The organism is Streptosporangium sp. NPDC002721 (assembly GCF_042888905.1).
GTDB lineage: Bacteria > Actinomycetota > Actinomycetes > Streptosporangiales > Streptosporangiaceae > Streptosporangium.
This window is the reverse complement of the sequence record NZ_JBIAQI010000042.1, coordinates 13,331-31,409: the sequence shown is the minus strand read 5'-3', so window position 1 is coordinate 31,409 and position 18,079 is coordinate 13,331. Positions and strand designations below refer to the sequence as shown.

General features: G+C 68.0%; 18 protein-coding genes and 4 pseudogenes. 10 read left to right on the top strand and 12 right to left on the bottom strand.

The genetic code is table 11. The features are described from left to right. Window positions 1–75 precede the first annotated feature (75 nt). On the bottom strand, window positions 76–2,133 hold the full coding sequence (locus ACFYWM_RS40225) for a CHAT domain-containing protein (RefSeq protein ID WP_389925674.1): 2,058 nt from the start codon (window positions 2,131–2,133) through the stop codon (window positions 76–78). Next, entirely contained in the window at window positions 2,130–3,134 is a 1,005-nt protein-coding gene (locus ACFYWM_RS40220) for a tetratricopeptide repeat protein (protein ID WP_389925672.1), read from the bottom strand. Before ACFYWM_RS40220 ends, ACFYWM_RS40225 begins: the two co-directional genes overlap by 4 nt. 36 nt (window positions 3,135–3,170) lie before the next feature. Between ACFYWM_RS40220 and ACFYWM_RS40215 the strand changes: the two genes are divergently transcribed. From ACFYWM_RS40215 to ACFYWM_RS40195, 5 genes are all read left to right on the top strand, one after another. After that, entirely contained in the window at window positions 3,171–3,518 is a 348-nt protein-coding gene (locus ACFYWM_RS40215; protein ID WP_389925670.1) for a hypothetical protein, read from the top strand. Between the two features lie 3 nt (window positions 3,519–3,521). After that, window positions 3,522–4,418 carry a hypothetical protein gene (locus ACFYWM_RS40210; RefSeq protein WP_389925668.1) on the top strand — a complete coding sequence of 299 codons (897 nt, stop codon included), beginning with the start codon at window positions 3,522–3,524 and terminating at the stop codon, window positions 4,416–4,418. A gap of 172 nt (window positions 4,419–4,590) precedes the next feature. Then, on the top strand, window positions 4,591–4,917 hold the full coding sequence (locus ACFYWM_RS40205) for a PadR family transcriptional regulator (RefSeq protein WP_389925666.1): 327 nt from the start codon (window positions 4,591–4,593) through the stop codon (window positions 4,915–4,917). Then, on the top strand, window positions 4,914–5,270 hold the full coding sequence (locus ACFYWM_RS40200; RefSeq protein ID WP_389925663.1) for a DUF1048 domain-containing protein: 357 nt from the start codon (window positions 4,914–4,916) through the stop codon (window positions 5,268–5,270). Before ACFYWM_RS40205 ends, ACFYWM_RS40200 begins: the two co-directional genes overlap by 4 nt. 1 nt (window position 5,271) lies before the next feature. After that, entirely contained in the window at window positions 5,272–5,598 is a 327-nt protein-coding gene (locus ACFYWM_RS40195; RefSeq protein WP_389925661.1) for a DUF1048 domain-containing protein, read from the top strand. 144 nt (window positions 5,599–5,742) lie between these two features. Here the strand turns inward: ACFYWM_RS40195 and ACFYWM_RS40190 are convergent, their stop codons facing one another. The 5 genes and pseudogenes from ACFYWM_RS40190 to ACFYWM_RS40170 all read right to left on the bottom strand — a co-directional run. Further along, window positions 5,743–6,177 carry an ester cyclase gene (locus tag ACFYWM_RS40190; protein WP_389925659.1) on the bottom strand — a complete coding sequence of 145 codons (435 nt, stop codon included), beginning with the start codon at window positions 6,175–6,177 and terminating at the stop codon, window positions 5,743–5,745. Window positions 6,178–6,455: 278 nt separating this feature from the next. Continuing rightward, entirely contained in the window at window positions 6,456–6,710 is a 255-nt protein-coding gene (locus tag ACFYWM_RS40185; protein WP_389925656.1) for a response regulator transcription factor, read from the bottom strand. Window positions 6,711–6,864: 154 nt separating this feature from the next. After that, a pseudogene (locus ACFYWM_RS40180) lies at window positions 6,865–7,104 on the bottom strand (response regulator transcription factor); the annotation flags it as partial. Then, window positions 7,101–7,745 (bottom strand): hypothetical protein, encoded by a 645-nt coding sequence (locus ACFYWM_RS40175; RefSeq protein WP_389925789.1) that lies wholly within the window; start codon window positions 7,743–7,745, stop codon window positions 7,101–7,103. The pseudogene ACFYWM_RS40180 and the gene ACFYWM_RS40175, both read right to left, overlap by 4 nt. 187 nt (window positions 7,746–7,932) lie before the next feature. Then, window positions 7,933–8,364, bottom strand: a pseudogene (locus ACFYWM_RS40170) (hypothetical protein); the annotation flags it as partial. A gap of 911 nt (window positions 8,365–9,275) precedes the next feature. On the opposite strand from ACFYWM_RS40170, the gene ACFYWM_RS40165 reads away from it, so the two are divergent. After that, a complete protein-coding gene (locus tag ACFYWM_RS40165) occupies window positions 9,276–9,764 on the top strand; it encodes a CAP family protein (protein ID WP_389925653.1) in 489 nt (162 codons plus the stop codon). A 420-nt stretch (window positions 9,765–10,184) separates the two neighbouring features. Beyond that, window positions 10,185–10,535, top strand: a complete 351-nt coding sequence (locus ACFYWM_RS40160; RefSeq protein ID WP_389925650.1) for a hypothetical protein — start codon at window positions 10,185–10,187, stop codon at window positions 10,533–10,535. A gap of 84 nt (window positions 10,536–10,619) precedes the next feature. Here the strand turns inward: ACFYWM_RS40160 and ACFYWM_RS40155 are convergent, their stop codons facing one another. Further along, window positions 10,620–12,527 carry a hypothetical protein gene (locus ACFYWM_RS40155; RefSeq protein ID WP_389925648.1) on the bottom strand — a complete coding sequence of 636 codons (1,908 nt, stop codon included), beginning with the start codon at window positions 12,525–12,527 and terminating at the stop codon, window positions 10,620–10,622. A 443-nt stretch (window positions 12,528–12,970) separates the two neighbouring features. Here ACFYWM_RS40155 and ACFYWM_RS40150 point away from each other — a divergent pair, with 443 nt between their 5' ends. After that, entirely contained in the window at window positions 12,971–13,357 is a 387-nt protein-coding gene (locus tag ACFYWM_RS40150) for a hypothetical protein (protein WP_389925645.1), read from the top strand. Window positions 13,358–13,955: 598 nt separating this feature from the next. On the opposite strand, the pseudogene ACFYWM_RS40145 reads toward ACFYWM_RS40150, so the two are convergent. Beyond that, window positions 13,956–14,337: pseudogene (locus tag ACFYWM_RS40145) on the bottom strand (transposase); the annotation flags it as partial. 271 nt (window positions 14,338–14,608) lie between these two features. Next, a complete protein-coding gene (locus tag ACFYWM_RS40140) occupies window positions 14,609–15,283 on the bottom strand; it encodes a hypothetical protein (RefSeq protein WP_389925643.1) in 675 nt (224 codons plus the stop codon). A gap of 78 nt (window positions 15,284–15,361) precedes the next feature. Between ACFYWM_RS40140 and ACFYWM_RS40135 the strand changes: the two are divergent. Continuing rightward, window positions 15,362–15,509 (top strand): annotated as a pseudogene (locus ACFYWM_RS40135) (IS5/IS1182 family transposase); the annotation flags it as partial. 576 nt (window positions 15,510–16,085) lie between these two features. Next, window positions 16,086–16,604, top strand: a complete 519-nt coding sequence (locus tag ACFYWM_RS40130) for a hypothetical protein (RefSeq protein ID WP_389925640.1) — start codon at window positions 16,086–16,088, stop codon at window positions 16,602–16,604. Between the two features lie 437 nt (window positions 16,605–17,041). On the opposite strand, the gene ACFYWM_RS40125 is transcribed toward ACFYWM_RS40130, so the two are convergent. Together ACFYWM_RS40125 and ACFYWM_RS40120 are read right to left on the bottom strand one after the other, a co-directional pair. After that, window positions 17,042–17,464, bottom strand: a complete 423-nt coding sequence (locus ACFYWM_RS40125) for a hypothetical protein (RefSeq protein ID WP_389925637.1) — start codon at window positions 17,462–17,464, stop codon at window positions 17,042–17,044. Between the two features lie 124 nt (window positions 17,465–17,588). After that, a complete protein-coding gene (locus ACFYWM_RS40120) occupies window positions 17,589–17,957 on the bottom strand; it encodes a hypothetical protein (RefSeq protein ID WP_389925634.1) in 369 nt (122 codons plus the stop codon). Window positions 17,958–18,079 lie beyond the last annotated feature (122 nt).

The window sequence follows — 18,079 nt, the reverse complement described above, 5'->3', positions numbered from 1 at the left end:
TTACCGGTGACCGAGGACGGGCGTTGTCCGGAGAATGCCCGTCCTCCGAACACCGGTGCCGTCACCGCCTGACGGTCAGCCCATCCTCGTCAGCCAGCTGCCGTACTGGCAGAAGGCCGCCCAGTAGTAGGGGTGCGGCGTGCCGGCCCGGACCGTGAGCTGGGCCTGACGGAGCGCGGCCCCGACGCCCAGGCCGGCGGACAGCCCTTCGTACAGGCTCGACATGAGCCCGGCGGTCGCCTGGTCGTCGACCCTCCACAGCGAGGCGACCACGCTGGGCACCCCCGCCGTCAGGAACGCCCGGACCAGACCGTCCAGCTCCCCGCCCGGCGCGAGGTCGGCCAGCCCGGTCTGGCACCCGCTGAGGACGACCAGCCGGGCCCGCGCGCGCTGCTCGTTGAGCTCCGCGACCGTGACGCGGCCGGGACGGCGCGGGTCGCCGGGGTCGGCCAGGAGCAGGGCGGAGTCGCGGGGCGCGTGCGGGTCGAACCACGCGTGGCAGGCGAGATGGACGATGTCGTGGGTGGCGAGAGCGGTGCGGAAGGCCTCGGTGGTCGCGGCCCCGCCGACCGCCGCCTCCGCGCCGGTCAGGGCGGCGATTCGCCAGGTCTCGTGCTCGCTGTACGGCAGGGCGAGCCGGTCGTCGTCCGGATGCGGGTTCGCCATGATCATCATGTTGCGCAGCCGCGCGGGCGCCCCGCCGAGCAGCCGGTCCAGGATGGCCGCGCTCGGCGCGTAGGCGAGCTCGACCCGCTCCGCGAGCGGCCGCCCGCCACCGAGCATCGCGAACGGCAGGTAGGTGAGGACGCCGTACGGGATGATCACGAGGCGCTCCAGCCGGTCGATGGCCTCCCCGGCCGGTTCGACGAGCCAGTGGTGCAGTTGCTCCGCCGGCCGGGTGACGTCACCGTCGCGTTCCTCCAGGAGCCGGCGCAGGTGGGTGACCTTCCTGTCCAGGACACCGGGACCGACCGGGAGGCTGAACAGCCGCGCCTCGGTCTCGGTGGTCAGGAACGAGTACAGCCGCGACCCGCTCACGAAGAACTCCAGCACCCCGGTGCGCGCGCCCCAGGGCCGGGGGCCGAGCGGACCGGGCGAGTCTCCCAGCACGATCCGTTCCTTGCCCTCCAGGGCCTGGACCAGGCGGTCGTGCCGCCGCGACGTGGGGCGGGAGGCGTATTTGCGGGCGGCGGCGGTGACCTCGCGGGAGGCCCTGGCCCGCCTCTCGCCCGCGTCCGGCGGAGCGGCGGGGCGCCTGACGCCCATCCTGGCGAGGAAGACCCTGGCCCGGGCGTGCTCGCTCAGCCGCCACACCATGCCCCCCGCCCCGAAGTCGAAGGCGTGGTCGATCGCGTGCTGGTAGAGCTCCTCCCGCGAGGAGCGCACCGCCGCCCGGAGCTCGTCGTCACGGATGGTGGCCTGCGGGGACTCGTACCACCAGAGCGCTTCGAGCAGGTGGTTGAGCGCCTCCGCCGGGTCGTCCGCCAGCAGGGCGAACTCGACGTGCGCGTTCGTCACGGCCTCGGCGTCACCGTTGTCCCGCGCGCCGGTGAGCGCCGCGGCCAGTTCGGTGCGGGCCTGCCCGACGTCGGCGAGCTTGCGGGCCACCCGGCCGAGATGCAGGTGTACGAGGTGCTCGATCTCGCCGAAGAACGCGACGGCCGTCGCTCGCGCCGGCGTCGCGGGACCGGCGGGAAGGGCGGCCTGCCGCCCCGCGATCAGCGTCGCCTTGAGCAGGTACTCGGCCCGCAGCAGCTGGCCCCGCCGCTCGTTCAGCCGCGCGGTGGCCACGTTGCGGTGGACCAGGGTCGTGAACCGTTCCAGGCCTTCCAGATCGACGAGGGACGCGGAGACCTGCACGCACAGCGCCTCGGCGCGGGCGAACTCGCCGAGCCGTTCGTAGGCGTCGGCGAGGACCATCCTGAGTTCCGCCTCGTACGGGCCGGTGTCGCTGACGAGGCCCTTCTCGGCGGCCGCCACCGCCGCGGGCAGGCGGCCCGCGCGGATCCGGGCGCGGGCCAGGTCGCGGAGCGCCCCGGCGACCTCCGGCCCCCCGCGGGCGACCGAGGCCTCGGCCAGGCGAAGGGCCTCCTCCACCCGTCCCGCCCGCAGCGCGGCGTCAAAGGCGGTCATGAGGTGTAGAGCGCGCTGTGGTCGCCATGGTAGTCGATGAAGCGACGCTCCTCGCCGCTCGGGGCGCGGACGGTGATCTCATTGCCGATCGGGACGATCTCATGGAAACCCGCGCCTCCCAGAACCGAGAAGACCGGCGCCCCAGCACCGGTCGGGCCGATGACCTGCGTGACCATGACGGGACCTGCCGGGACGTGTCCGGGGTCGAGCTCGCGGACCAGCTCGTGGCAGACCCTGTCGGCGTCCTTGCGCATGCCCGCCTCCATGATGCTCACGGCGAGCGAGGGCATGAAGGCCTGCGCGCACGGCACCACCTCGCGGCGCTGCCGCATCCCGGTGAGGTACTCGGTGTGCAGGTCGAGGTGGAAGGCGAGGGTGGCCGCGAACTCCGCGCAGATCGCCTGGCTCGCGGTCCCCGGCTCCAGGCCGCCGGCGAGCGCTCCCACGCGCTCGTGCGCGCTGACGAGGTCGCCCTCGTTCAGGGGTTCCATCGCGGCCGTGAGCAGCCGTGGCAGCTCCAGCCCGTCCGTCCGGAGCCATTCGCCGACGAGCCCGAGCAGGGCTTCCACGTTCTCCGGTCTCGGCTGCCCGGCGTAGAAGGCCATGAGACGGGTCGAGACGAAGTAGGCGGCCACCGGTTCGCCGGTGGCGAGATAGGCCCAGAGAAGGTTGACGAACGCGCCGGTGTAGAAGGGCTGGAGCGCGACCGCCCGCTCCAGTGACCGCCGGGCGAGGGCGAACTCCTCCTGGCGCAGCAGCGCCACCCCGAGGTCGTAGTGGTGAAGAGGGTGTTCCGGTTCGAGGTCGGCAGCCGTCTCGAAGCAGCGGATCGCCGTGTTTAGCACACCCTCGTCGCTGGCGTAGGCCCCGACGTCGGAGAACAGTGCGGCATCCCAGTCGATCTCACCGAGGAGCTCGTCCGCCGCGGCGAGGACCGCCGCCGGGGCCTCACCGCCCCTGATCATGCCGACGAGGTGCTGTCGCGCCGAGTCCGGATCCATCTACCACCCCAAGTGGATTTGACTTACTGTACGAGCGTGCCTGAACGAAGGTCCAGCGTTCGGCGGCTGTGCCAGCAGTTCGCGCGGTTGCGGGCGAGTGCGGTGGCCGCCCCGGACGTGGCCGCGCTGGAGGCCCTGGTGACGGCCGCCAGGGACGGAGCGGACATCGAGGAGGGCCGGGCGGCCCTCGCCGAACGCCTCGGCGTGTCCGACCCGCCCCGCGGCCGGACCATCACCGGGGTGTTCGGGCTGGACGGCGGGCACACCGAGCCCGACCTCTACGTGTGCCCGGCCGGACTGTGCTCGCGAACGTGGCTGAACGTCCCGGGCAAGGGCGCGCCTCCGCGATGCGCGATCACCGATGCCGTCCTGGTCAGGGAGTAGCCGGTGGAGTCGTTCCTCTCCGGGCTGGGCGGCAAGATCGCGGAGAAGTGGCTGACGACGCTGGTCCTGCCCGGCCTGCTGTTCGCGGGAGCCGTCCTGGTCGCCTTCGCGCTCCCGCACGAGCACGCCCTCGACGTACACCTCCTGCTCGCCAGGACCCGGGCCGCGACCGCCGAGCTCGGCAGGAGCGGGGCCGCGTCCGTGATCCTGGTGGTCGTGATGACGCTGACGGCCGCGTCCGCGGCGGCGCTCGCCGCCCGCGGGTGCGGTTCCCTGGTCCAGTGGCTCTGGTTGCGGCAGTGGCGCGGGCCGCTGGCCCGCCGCCTCGTCGAGCGGCGGCGGGCGCGCTGGACGGCGGCCGACGACGCGCTCGCCGACCACCTCGCCGAGACCAGGGACGATCCCGCGCGCCGGGACGATCCCGTACGCCGGGACGAGCTCGCCGCGGTGCGGAACGGCATCTCGCTCGCCTATCCCGCCCGCCCGGTCTGGATCGCCGACCGGGCCCGCAGCGTGGACATCCGGGTCTGGCACGCCCACGGCATCGACCTCGGCTCGGCCTGGCCGCGCCTGTGGCTGGTCGTCCCCGACTCGACCCGTACGGAGATCGTCGCCGCGCGCGAGACCTTCGAGCGCGCCGGGGGCCTGGTCGGCTGGGGCCTGCTGTACACGGCTCTCGGCGCCATCTGGTGGCCGTCCGCGGTGGCGGGACTCGCGACCGCGCTGACCGGCTGGCACCGTACGCGCGCCGCCGTGGCCGGTTATGCCGACCTGGTCGAAGCCGCGGCCGACCTGAACGCGAAGGTCCTGGCCACCGAACTGGACCTGCTCGAACCGGGTGCCCCCTTCAGCCGCGACGTCGGCCTGAAAGTCACCCGCCTGCTCCGCAAGGGGACGTGATCGCTCTCATCACGCGGCGATGACCGCGCCGAAGCCGGGGCGGCCCACGTCGGTTCGGATCGTTTCCCATGGTCCGCGCTCGCCACTCGCTGGACGGCGGTTCACTACTTTGTGATACTGTGTAGTGGTACTCGGTGCTACGGAGTAGTAGGAAGAGCGAAAAGGACCCGCGATGGACGACCTGACGGAGATGCTGAAGGGCACGCTCGAGGGCTGCGTGCTGGAGATCATCGCCAGCGAGGAGACCTACGGGTACGCCATCACGCGCCGGCTGAACGAACTCGGCTTCACCGACGTCGTCGAGGGGACGGTGTACACCATCTTGCTGCGGCTGGAGAAGAACGGGCTCGTCCAGGTGACGAAACGACCCTCCGGGGTGGGCCCGCCCCGCAAGTTCTACGCGCTCAACGACGCGGGACGCGACCAGCTCGCGACGTTCTGGGCGAAATGGGAGTACGTCACATCACGGATCGACAAGCTCAAGGAGGGCGGGAGATGAGCTTCTGGGAGACCATCACGGGCAGTGATCTCACCAGGGAATGGAAGGCGTTCGAGGTCCGGGCCGGGGCACTGCCGGCCGACTACCGGGCGGCCTGGGAGGAGATCAAGGCCCACCTCTTTCCCTACGGGGACTTCACGGGCCGGAACCTGATGCCGATCCTCGACGGCGCTCTGGGGCTGCTCGAAGAGACGGCGGCCGACGGGCAGAGCGTCCACGAGGTGCTGGGTGACGACATCAAGGGCTTCTGCGCGGCGCTGGCCGGCGAGGAAGGTGGCCGGACCTATCGCGACCGGTGGCGCGAGCAGTTGAACAGGAACGTCGCGAGGAAACTGAACCGGCTGGGAGGCTGACGTGGGCATCCGGGACATCATCGAGGGCAAGAAGCAGTGGCGGGCGCACACGGCGCGGGTCAGGGCGCTCCCGCCGGACTACCAGATCGTCTACAAGGAGATCCAGAGATACTTCTTCAAGATCGGACCGGTCGACCTGCTCGACGGGTCCCTGCTCCCGGGGATCGTCGACTTCTTCGAGGAGGGCGCCGCGACCGGCAAGGGAGTCCTGGAACTCATCGGCGACGACGTCGCCGCCTTCTGCGACGACCTGGTCAAGGACTCGCGCACCTACGCGGACATCTACCAGGAGTCCGTCAGCGGGAAACCCGGCACGACCGGGAAGTGACCCTCGTCGGCTCGCCCCCGTCCGGCGGGCTCCACGCACGCGGCGTGCCCAGACGCGCTCGCGCCGCGTCCGCGGTCGTACGGCAGGACCGGTGTCGTACGACAGGGCCGGTGCGGCGGATCCGCGGCACCTGCCGGAGAGAGGTCAGAGCGGAGCGTTCACCGCGACCGGCAGGCCGAGCTGGGTGTACCACTCCAGCTGGTCGTAGTAGTCACGGTCGGTGACGATCAACCCGTTCTCGATGCTGGCCACCGCGACGCCGCGCACCGCGATGTGCCGGCCCGTGGCCTGCAGCACGTGGCCGTTGGCGAGCAGGAAGGGCCCGTTGTGCGTGCCGGTGAGCATGTACTCGGTGACCGCCGGATCGTCGAGCATGGGTTTGTTCCAGGCGGTGAACCTCATGTCCGGAAACCCCTCGAACAGGTGCGCGTAGTACCAGCTGACCTGCTCTCGCCCCTCTATGATCCCCGTGGGCGAGACCATGATGGCCTCCCGGGCGAAGTGGCGCACGATGCCCTCCACATCGTGCTCGTTGAAGGCTTCAATGATCTTGTCCTTGAGCTGCCGGGCACTTGTCATCGGCATCACCCCCGCTCGCGCTCCGCGCGTTTCCCCAGGTTAACACCCTCTAGCGAAGGCAGCCCGGGGCGTCCCGCCAGAGCCGGATACGGGGTGTAGGCGCAGAGGTGATCGGCGTGCCGGTCGGCGGTTCAGTCGCCTGCCGCCGCTTCGATCGCCCGCTTCATCTCCACCGCGCCGCGTTCGACGCGAATCCGGATCTCGGCCGCGAGCGCGTGCGGCAGGACGTCGGTGGTCCAGATCAGCCGGCCCGCCTCGGGGGAACCTCACCCGCCGCCTCACCTGGCCTGCCAGACGAGCAAGGCCGCCTCGACCCGGTTTCGCACGCCGAGCCGTGCGAAGGCCGAGCTCAGGTAGCCCTTGACCGTTGCTTCGCTGAGGTGCAGCGTTTCCCCGATCTCCGCGTTGGAGTGTCCTTCGGCGACCAGGTAGAGGACGTCGCGTTCCCGTGGGGGCAGGCTCGCGAGGATCCGCCCGGCGGTGTTCACGACCTCGCGCCGGTCCGCGGCCGACCGGGCATCGCCGATGACCATGGCGGCGACGGTCGGCGCCAGGCACGCCCCGCCCACCATGACCGGCCGCAGACCGGCGAGCAGGTCGCGCGGATCCCCTACCTTCAGGAGGAACCCGGTTCACCCCCAGACTTATGGCGCGACGGACGTATTCGGTCTCTCCGAAGGTCGTGAGCACGATGATGCGCTGCCCCGGCCACCGGCGGCGGATCTCGGCCGCGGCCGTGAGGCCGTCACCGCGGGGCATCCGGATGTCGAGCAGGACGACGTCCGGTACGCAGCGGTCCACCTGTTCCACGGCTTGGTGCCCGTCGGCCGCCTCGCCCACGAGCTGTACCGAACCGTCGCTGGTCAGGATCGTCCGGAGTCCGGCCCGGACGTCGGGATCGTCGTCCACGACGAGCACCCGGATCATCGCCAGGGCCCTCTGCGCAGGTCGTGCACGCGGGTGAGGGTTTCACCGTCGTCGCAGATCTGGAACGTGGCGATGCCCAGTGGGAAGTTCCCGTCGGTGAAGTAGCGGCAACGCCAGGACGCGGGGATCGGGTCGGCCGGGATGAGAAGACGGACCGGCGCCTGCCGTTGCGGCAGGTCCCTCGCGGAGGCGACCGGCTGTCCGGCCGCCAGGCCGGCGAACCGGTCCCGTTCGACCACCGTCGCGTACGTCGCCCAGGTGTGGAAGGCGAGCAGCACGCAGACGGCGCCGAGCGCCGGCAAGAGCACCCAGCGCAGCGTGGCGGCGCCGGGCCGCCGGGCCGGCGCGTCGTCTGCCGGCGGCGCGTTGTCGTACGACGAGCCGGGGAAGGGGATGCGGGCGAACGTCACGCGTGTGCCGTCGGCACCGCGGACCGACAGCTCGCCGTTGAGGGCCCGCACGCGCCGTTCCAGCCGGGCCAGCCCGGACCAGCCGCCGGTGTCCTCGCCCGCGTCCCCCGCCGTGGCCACGGTGACCAGCTGGGCGTCGCCCTCCACGGTGAGGCGGATGCCGACCGGTGCGCCCGGGGAGTGCTTCGCCGCGTTGGTGACGGTCGGCGGATTCTTGCCCGTCAGGTTCACCGATAGCGGGCGGACTGGGCATCTCCCTCAAACGCCGCGCCACGCGTCCGGCCGCCTTGTCGAGCTCCCCTTCGATCTGCTCCGATCCCGCGGCGGACACCCTGGGCGTCAGGTACGGCAGTGCCGGCACGCGCCGTATACGCAGGTACGTCGGCGGATGGGTCGTGTCGACCCCCGTCTTCTCGACGCGGGCAAGCTCGCGGTGTCGTTCGAGCTCGGTTTCGGTGACGGCGTCCAGATGGGACCGGAGAGCCGTCCACAGGTTCCCGGTTCCGACGGCCACCGCGCTGGATGCGAGGAAGCCGCTGACCGAGTGCGTCCGGGTGATCAGGACGTCCAGCAGCGAAGCGGCGGCCGCGGAGCCGGCCACCTGGGCTTGCATCTCGTCAGCACGGTACTCGGCGTGCTGGGAGGAGCGGTTCAGCAGGAGTTCCAGCAGGAAGATCAGGACGCGGACGGGAATGCCCAGGATCGCGAGGAGGCACGCGGTGATGAGGGCGGACACACCGTCACCGGGTTGCCACCCGAAGCCGGTGACGACGCGGAGCTCGTGGAGCGAGTGCAGGGCACTGCCGACGACGAGGCCGTGTCTGGCGTCGCCGTTCCGGGAGTGGGCCATCTCGTGGGCCAGGAGGGCGAACAGGATGCCGACCACCGTCAGGCGGGTGACCAGGTACACGCCGGTGACGAGGAAGGCCGGTGCCAGAAGGTGGACGACCAGGGCGAGGACGTAGCCGCTGGTCCGGGACACACGACCGGCCGTTCGGCGCGACCGGACGGGAGCCGGCGCAAAGGGCGGGAAGGGCCCAGGAGATCGCGAAGACTCCTGAGGCGTGCTCGGTGTTTCGGCCGGTAGGTCGGTGGACACGACGAACAAAGTGTCAGAACCCGAGAACGGCGGTAAGACGCCGAAGGTGGCCGGTTACGCGGTCAGGCTTGGATCACCTCTCCGGATCCGGTGCGGAGGAGTGAACGCGACTTCCGGATGAGATGACCGGACCGATTTCCAACTCTTCGGGCCGACCCGTCGCGGTGTGTCCGATGGAGTCGTCGAAGCCCGGTCGGGCCACGGCCGCGAGCGGCGATCGTCTGTCGCTCATCCGCGGAATCCCCGGTGGATGTGACGGACGGCGCATCCCGAAGAGCCCTAAGTGACCGAAAGCGGCCATAAGGATTGCCGGGCACACGCTGTCGTGTTCCACTCAAGACCTCTTATCACCCAATAAGCGGGTATCGAAGTGGCGTGATCGGGTGCGGATGCGCGGCGTTCCCGATGCGCGGATTCGAGGTCTTCTCGCCTCGCTCTCCGCCCAGGTGTTCTTTCTCGCGCGTATTTTTCTGATGGTTCGCTTGAGGAGCGACATATCATATCGCGCCATGCGAATCTATTACGGTTATCCCAATTCGGATTCATTCTCAAATGGATATTTGACGGACATGTGGGATGCGGTTAAAGATTGGGCGAGAAATCGCGATTAACAGTGATCGTGATGCCAGAGGGCGCTCAGAGCGCCATTTGGGAGATGACCCATGCCGGGAACCCGCCCCGCCCTCCCCGACGCCACCACCCCTGAATTCCAGGAAGAGGCCCTCGCCGAGGCGAACGCCTTCCGCGCCAAGCACCACGCCCCGCCGCTGGTCATGGACCCCGAGCTCAACGCCTACGCCCAGGCGCGGGCGGCCTCCCGCTCCGAGCAGGAGAAACTCAAGGCGGGTCACGCCGATCTGCGCCCGCAGACGGGGGAGAACATCTTCTGGGGCGGTGGCTCCGAAGCTCTGCCGGGATCGGACGCGGTCAACCGCTGGTACAGCGAGATCGGCGCCTACGATTTCGCCGCGGCCCAGTTCTCGGCCGGCGCCGGCCACTTCACCCAGCTCGTCTGGAAGTCCAGCACCAAAGTCGGAATCGGACGCGTCGCGGGGCAGGGCAGCGAATACTTCGAGACGTACATCGTGTTCGTCTTCGAGGAGCGCGGGAACATGCAAGGCGCTTTCGCGGAGAACGTCCTGCCCGCCTGACCGGACGGAGTTCCGTCCGCCCAGAACGATGGGCGGATGACCGTGTTAGACTGTCGGGAATGATTGGATTTTATCCATTTCACGGTTGATTTCCGAAGTCTGGCATATAGCCGTAAATATGTAATTTGCCCGCTGGGTGCCGTTTAGTGTGAACTGTCCGTTGCCGTCATCTGTGATCACGAAGGAATAGAGGTCACAGGTTCATCTGCATCGTCAAGGCGGCAGTGCTCCGCGCCGTCGTCCGGCGCGGCGCGCCCGTCCGCGCCGGACGGACATCGGGACCGGGCATGCGGCCTCGGGGCCGGTCCCGTCCCGCGCCCGCCCGGCGCGGACGGCCGGACCCCGCCGCCGGCGTTCCCGGCTTATCGGAAAGTGACTTACGGCTCTCCGGGGGTTCAGGAAGCGGATCCTTCGTGCCGGGTGGCGGAGCGAGGGGCTCCCCCTGCGGTCAGGGCACTCCTGCTGGAGCGGGCGGCATGGGCGTACGCCTCTGAAAGGCAGAGATACCAGATTGAGGCCGAAAGAGCCCTTGAGGAAGCCGGCAGGGCGCTTGAGGAGAGCAGTGGTGAGCCGAACCCGGGTTGGGCACTCCGGGTTGACCGGCTCGAACCTCAGATCATGACGGGACGGTGCTGGGTCGCGCTGAATCGACCCGTTAAGGCCGTCGCCGTTCTTGAGGATGCCCTCTCGGAATACGAGGACACCCACGCCCGAGACAAGTCCCTCCATACGACCTGGCTTTCGGAAGCGTACCTGGACGCCATCGCGTGAATTCGGAGCGCGGGCCGCGCCCCCGGGTGCGGTCTGAGGTCCCGGGGGCGCGGCCGCGTCAGTTAGACCGCGACCTTCCCGTGCCTACTTCTTCGGCACGTACAGCCGGATGTTGTCGATGCGGGCCTGGCCCTCACCGACGTTCGTGTACGGCTCACCGATGACGAAGTAGTCGGGGTAGGCCGAGCCGGCCGGCCACTGGTTGCCCCACGTCTTGGAGCCGAACGCGCCCTGCGCGGTGTGCGAGGTGTTGAACTGGCCGTTGTACTCCTCGGCGTCCACGTTGTAGTGGAAGATCGGGACGTTCGCCCCGACCACGCCGGCGTCGTCGTCGATGAAGCCCCGGGTGAACCGGTAGGTCTGCTTGCCGACGTTCTTGAAGACGCCGCTCACCTCGAGCGTGTAACCCGCCTCGGTGCGCTCGATGGCGAACGTGTAGTCCTTGTGGGGCATCAGCTCGGGCTGCAGTTCCACGGCCGACTTCTGCACGCCGGAAACCGGCCGGCGGTCGCAGCTCGTCACGAACGTCTGCGACTGGCCGAGCGAACCCGTGAAGTAGAGCATGTTCACCGTGGTGCGGTTGCTCGTGTCCCAGGGGTACTTCTCACCGGTCAGCGAGTTGCAGACGTCGTAGCCGTTCGTGTTCCGGGACGGGGCCGGGCTGAACTGGTCCATGAGCACCTTGCGGTGCCAGTGGTACATCGCCAGGTTCCGGGGCATCGCCGGGAAGTCCAGGATCGACATGAAGTGGAACGCGTTGTACGCCTCGTTGCTGTCCTCCCGCACGGAGCGGGTGGCGCAGGGGTCGGCCGGGTCGATGTCGTTCGGGTCGCCGACCCAGGGGTAGAACGTCTTGCACTCCCCGAGGGCGTACCCGTTGTACTTGCCGTCGTAGAACAGCGAGCCGTTACGCAAGCCGCCGAAGTCGAGCGTCTTGAGGTCGTACTCGATGCGGTAGTACTTCGGCAGCGGCTCGGTGTTGCGGATGATCGCGCCACCTGTGTAGTGAGGCACGGTGATCTTGGCGACGGCGCCCGCGGTCTCCAGCTTCTCCGTCTTGATCGACGGACGTTCGGCGGTGTCGGTATAGCTGTCGTCGACCCGCCCGCCGCTCTCGCGTGTGGAGAGGGACGCCGTGAGCCAGCCGTCCCGGCCGAACTCGGTCTCCTGACGGTAGGTCCGCATGGTCGCCATCGCCGCGTCGAACTTCGGACCGAGCTGAAGGCGGTAGAGGTCGCCGTTGTCGTCGTTGAAGTCGTCGACCGGCTCGCTGTAGTCGTCGCGCACCCACGGGCTGGCCTCGGTGCGGATCTTCTTGTTGAACGGCTCGTCATATTTGAGCCGCCAGCGGACGGGGGTGGGTTCCGGGTCGGGATCGGCGGCCGCGCACGGCGGGGTCACGCCGTCGTCGTCCTGGATGATCGTCAACTTCACGCTGTGGAAGGTCACCCCGGCCGTGCCCGCCTCGACGCGGAAGTCGGCGCCGCCGTTCTCGCGGTTGGCGAACCGGGCGTCCATCAGCTCGAAGCCCGCCGTCTTCCACGTGTTCGACCCGGTGCGGTTCACCGACCCCGTCGAGCCGTACGCGCTGCCGGTCGAGTCGTACTGGACGCGGAACGTGGCCCCGCCCTCGTCGAAGTACTCGACCTGCAGGCACGCGACGAACGCGCCGTCGAAGGCGACCGCGTCGTCGACCTGGAAGTACATGTGCTGCGCCGGTGCCGAGGTCTGCACGGTCTTGCGTGCGCTCCGCCCGCCGACCGTCACGGGTGCGGTCGCGCCGTCACCCTCCTCGATCTGGCGGAGACCGTTCTCCTCGTTGACCTCGCCCAAGACGATCGAGGCGCTGGGCTCGTCCGCGGCGGCCGATGTCGCGGCGGCCGACGTTGCGGCGGTCGGTGTCGCGGCGAGGAGCAGAGACGCCCCCAGGGTGACCACGCTCAGGGCCGCCACGGCCGAGCGACGTCTGCGATTGCGAGTTGTTGCTCTCATTGCGCTTCCTTCTTCGTTGAGCAAGGCGTCCGTTCGTGCCGCTCCGAGCCTCGGGGCCGCGCGTGAGGCGCGGCCCCCGTCACGGGTGCCGATGTGCGCTGATTCGGTTCACTCGGACGCCACCGTCTCCAGGGGCTCGAACGCCTTGGTCGTACTTGACGACTTCCTCATCGTCGGCATTTCTGTCGTCGCCATTCGAATAACTCGAATCCTCTTCGATTTGGTACCTGATCACAGCCTTGATAAATGCGAGACACCTTGTCAAGGGTTTCGATTCGTGGACTTTCCTGGCTGATCGGCGGATTCCTCATCGGGGATTCGAGTATGTCGAATCGACGGTTCATCTCGACACCGGCGTAGGCCGTCGACGGTCGCGGCCACGGTGATGGATCGCGGCAACCGGTCACGCCGCTTACCGCAAGGGGAGGCAGACCCTCGGCCGCATGTCGAGCGCGAGCCCGGTCGCCGGTAGTCGGCGTTCGAAGGACGTCAGGCGCACGCTTGCTCATGCCAACCCCGCGACCCACTCGGTGGACGTGGCCACCAGCCGCGTTGTCAATGGCCAGTTGCCAAATGAATCGAAACAACTTGAGGAGGGCCTTGCATTAATTGTGGAAGGCATTCAGATCGCTGTAGAGCGGGCTCTTCCTTATCTCGGCCGCGTGGCAATAACGCTCCTCCGCAACCTCTGTCAGCAGAACCCTTCGGAGTTCGCGGAGACGTGGCGTAAGGCGACCTCAACTGAACCGCCGGGGGATGACGCAGTGATCATCTTGGCGCAGAGGGCGGGCCCCTCCGTCAAGCAGGCGAAAGCCTTCAGCCAGGCCTGAGCCACGCCGTACGCCTGGCTCATTGAGGCGATCAATACTCTGAGCTGCCAGGACGTCTGGGCAACCGGCCATGTAGGTCTCTGAATTACATGATCGAGATTGCTTTGACGAGCGTGTAAAGCTTCAGAGGGTCCATAAAGCTTCAGAGGGTCGATCGCGAGGATTCTCATCACATGGTCGAAGGTGGTCCGCTCTGCGGCCCTCCGCGCGTCGGGCGGTCACTGGCCGCGCTGCGGCTCTTCGGCCGGTCGCGGCCGGCATCGGTCACGCGCCAACGCCACCATGTGAACAATCTCAGACAAGACAAGAGCATCACCAGCCACGGCAGGCCACGCGGAAAGCATATCTCCGACAGAGTCCCGCGTGCCGGCTCGGCCCATCGTACCGGGAGTGTTTTTCATCCTAAGTGGCGGTCTTCCTCAACTCGAAACCACTCGTATAAAACACTTTGATCTTTGCTGGCGTTACCCTCGTCCGAGTGTTGTTCCTGAAGTGGCACACCACCCGCACGACTGCCGGATGTCGGAACACATGTGTGTTGAAGTTTTCACGAAATCCGGTGCCGGCACCTACTTGAGCGTAGGCCCTGGACGTCGTCTCATGTGGCGAGTCGGCGGTAGCAAATGAGGGCGGCGGCGAGGGCGACGAAGGAACCGAAGTGATCGGCCCGGCGTTCGTAGCGGCGGTGTAATCGGCGATTGCCGACGCGTTCGCCCGACCACCCAGCGGTGCCGGCTGTGTCGCCGGCTGGACTCGATGCCGCGCCGGGCGATGCGTGGGACGATTCCGCGTCCGCGCGGGAACACGCGCAGGTGCGGGTAGTCATACCCCTTGTCGCCGTGCAGCTTGGCCGGACGGCGGCGACGTGGCCCGCGCCGGGAACGGATCGGCGGGGTGCCACGCACGAGCGGTTCCAACACCTTGCTGTCGGGGGTATTGGCGGCGCTGATCGCGACCGAGATGGGCAGGCCGGTCTGGTCGGCGATGATATCCAGGCAGTAAGGAGGAGAAGGTGTTCACGCGGGGGCATCCACGACCTTCTCGACAGCCGCTACCCCGGCGAGGAGATCGCCGACATCCTGACGAAGCACATGCACGCGGGGGGCGGCGAGCACCCCGTGGCGCGGGACACCCTCCACCGGCGCACGTCCCGGGCCGGCCCTTCGCCGAGATCCTGATCACACGGCCTCCGCGCTCCGAATCCACCGTTCGCGTCTCCCGCCGCCGCATCACGGGCGCGCCGCCTGCCCGTCAGTCCTTCCTGCTGTCCCAGGGGTCGCCGATCCAGCTGTCGAAGGAGGGAATTAGGGCCACGAGGGCGGCTCCGAGCCGCCAGTCCAGCTCCGGTGCGTACAGACGTACCGTGTCCCCGGACGACTTGAACTCAAGCGGGACCTGTCCGCCGGAGCGCCACTTGATGCGGCGTGGGCCTCGCGGGAAGTCGCCACCGCCGCCGCCGAACAGGGCGGCCACGAGGATGAGCGGCAGCAGGGGCGAGCAGAGCCACCACACGCACCACCAGAACAGTCGGCCCTTGTATCCCACCGCGTCGGGGCTGCCGGCGCGGCTCACAGTCCAGCGTGTGCGCAGTCCCTGGCTGAACGCCTTGTCACGCGTGAACATGCCGAGCGGTTCGCCGTGCGGGTCGAGCACCTCGAACTGTGCCCGCCCGCTGCCCGTGGAGACGGTGACCAGGGTGGCGACCCGCGCCTGGCGATGCTCGTCCGCCCACAGGACGAAGGAGCGGGCTCCGCTCTTCCGAGCCGCAAGGTAGGCGGATATGCCGTTGGGCAGCACCTCGCGTTCCACATAAGCGACCGGCCGCGAAGGTCCTGGTCCGTCGGAGAAGCTGATCCGGCAGTCGAGCTGCCCGCCAGGGGTGGTCCTCAGTCGCCGCAGTGCTTGCAAGGTCAGAGTGCTGGTCACCTGACGGGCTCCTTCGCGCGTGTTTGTGTCGAATGGTCAGCACGAAGGTACGCGTGCGCGGCCTCCGTTGTTCCCTTCCAGCGACTCGGCCGGCACCGCTGGGCGGTGGAACGGCCCTTCCTCCTGGCTGACCGGCACCCGCCGATTACATCGCCGCTACGAACGCCGATCCAATGACTTCGGCTCCTTCGCCGCCCTCATCCGCTACCGCTTACTCGCCAAATGAGACACGGTTTTAATTCGGGCCACCTTGACGTCGGGAGGCACGGCCACCGTGGGTTCGGAAAGGAACGGCCGGCCGACCTCCCAGTTCACCGGCTCGCGGCAGGCCTGCTTGAACCTGCCGTAGGACCAGGTGCGGATTCAGTCGAGATTGGATTTCACTCGTTGATCCAGGTGCGGGTCCGACCATGTCCGCGCCGTTGTTACCTGGTGCGCAGGGCCCTGAGAAATCCAGCGCCTGTATGCCGATCATATTCTCTGAATATACCGAGGTCATATAGAGTTCGGTCGGAACAAAACTTGAAAAACGTCTGGAAAGAAAGGGGTTTAAATAACCGGAAAGCAGAAGAGGATCGCAGGCGTTGGGTCTGTTCTCTGCGTTTCGGTTGGCGTCGTTGCCGGGGCGGCACGGAGATGCGGATGTGCGAGGGTCACGTGCTCGGCGCCCGCGCAGCCGACCGGCTCCACCCTCACCCGGTTCGACGTTCACTCTTCGGTCTTACCGCGCTCCTCGAAAGTATCTTCCGAACGGCCAGATGATCATCTGTCCAGGAATGCCTCGCATGGCAAAGGAGAACCAGTGCGACCCCTCACGCGACTCCGGCTTCCCACGATCGGAGTGGCTCTCACCGCCACCCTCGGAGCCGGGCTGTTCATGGCGCCCGCTGCGCACGCCGCGCCCGACCAAAGAATCAGCTACGTCAAGCGAGTCAAGCCGATCCAGTCCGTGATCACCCATGTCGCGATCAAGGACCACCGTGGCCGGCAGTACCCGATCAAGGTGACCACCACCTGGGCCTACAAGTCCTCCAAGTCCGCGCAGCTGCGGTCCATCGTGATCCGCGAGAACGGCTTCCCCAGGGGCGAATGCATCTTTCCGGATCTTTACCTCGCGAACGCGAACGACTGGAAGGCCCAGCGGGGTACATACGGCAAGATCTGCGACGGCGGCTCCAAGGCGTATTCGGTCATGAGGACGGTCCGAGTGCAGGGCCGCAGCAACCTCGGGCAGCTCTGGATCCGGACTCCCAACCCGAGTCACCCCGGCTGCTGCGGAGCGCGGCAGTACACCATCCAGTACAACATCGCAAAGCGCTGAGCTCACTTCTCGGCCTGACCTTTTCCGAGTACCGCGAGAACCGCGATCGGGAGCGGCGGCATGACCGGGAGCACCGGAGAGCACGGGCTCTCCGGTGCTCCCGGCCGGCTCGATCGGCGGCCCGCGCGTGGTCGGCGTCGAGCCGGTCGTCCAGAGGGTGACGACCTGCTGCTCCTCCGGCTCGACACACGACTGCGGGAAGCTGTGGGCGATAGGCGTGAACGGCGCCCACACCAGGTCGCCCAGGCCGAACACGATCACGCCGAGGTGGGGTCGCACGTACGGGGCGAGCACCATCTTCAGCGGCATGTGGAAGAACACCACGACCAGCAGTCGTGCGGCGACCGGTCGGTGCCGCAGGATCCGCCCTCCGACTTACCGGCCTTGGACGGCGCAACGCGTCGCGGCCCTCAGCGCGACGTCAGCGAGTGGGTCGGTCAGTGGAACTCGTCCGAGGCTCTGCAGGTCATGATCGCGTCCAGGGCCAGGCCCCCGTCCAGCACCCCTTCCACATACCCACATCCTGCTATGTAGCTACCTCGCGCGGCGATCGCGGCGAAGACCGCTCCGGAGAACAACTGCCTGCCGGCGGGATTGGAGATCCGTGGATGGACGCTACACCTGGTGGCGTTGTTACAGACCTTCGTCTTGCGCGCGGTTTTCATCGGGTTGTTGTGGCGGTTGACGTCCGCCGAGACGATGATGCGGTTCTGGACCCGGTTGCATACGACGACGTACGAGGCGACGACGGCAGAGCCGCTCGTGGAGATGCCGGAGACCTGCCCGCGGCAGTTGTCACGGTTGGCGGCCTGTGCCGGCAGCGCTCCGACGAACAGGGATCCCGCGGCGATCGTTGCCACGAGGGCGACCCTTATGCATTTGTTCATGGAAAACCCTTCGCGATCGGAGGACGTGCGAGATGTCGCCTCCTGGTGAATCGAGATGAGAACTGCAATTGACGGCGTGGAGGGCCCTGTCCGAGCGTCAGATCCCGAATTGGAACGTCCCGCGCAGGACGGTGCCTCGCCCGCTCCAGTAGCTCTCGTAATCGGCCCGGTAGGTGACGTCCTCGAAGGCGGTGAGTACCGCACAGGTGGCGCCCGGGTGCCGGATGTTGTCGTCTCTGATGACGATGGGTCTTCCGATCACACCTGGGCGGGTCAGGGTCACCTCCACCCAGGCCGTTCCTGTGGTGTCGTCCGCCCGGACGCACAACTCGTTGGTGGGGTCGGCGTAGCGGACGATTCCGTCTCCGACCTCCCGTTGAAAGCTCGCCGCCAAGGCCGGCTGTGCGAGGATGACACTCGCTACCGCGACAGCGACGCCGACGGTGACCGTTTTGAGCGGATTCATCGTTCCTCCTTCTCGGACGGAGATCAACCCTTCGGGGCGCCTGGTATTAAAGGGCGAAATATGGCCTCTAACGAGGATTCGTCATGCTCGAATCCCTCTGACGGGCCGGAGTTCGTTGGAGT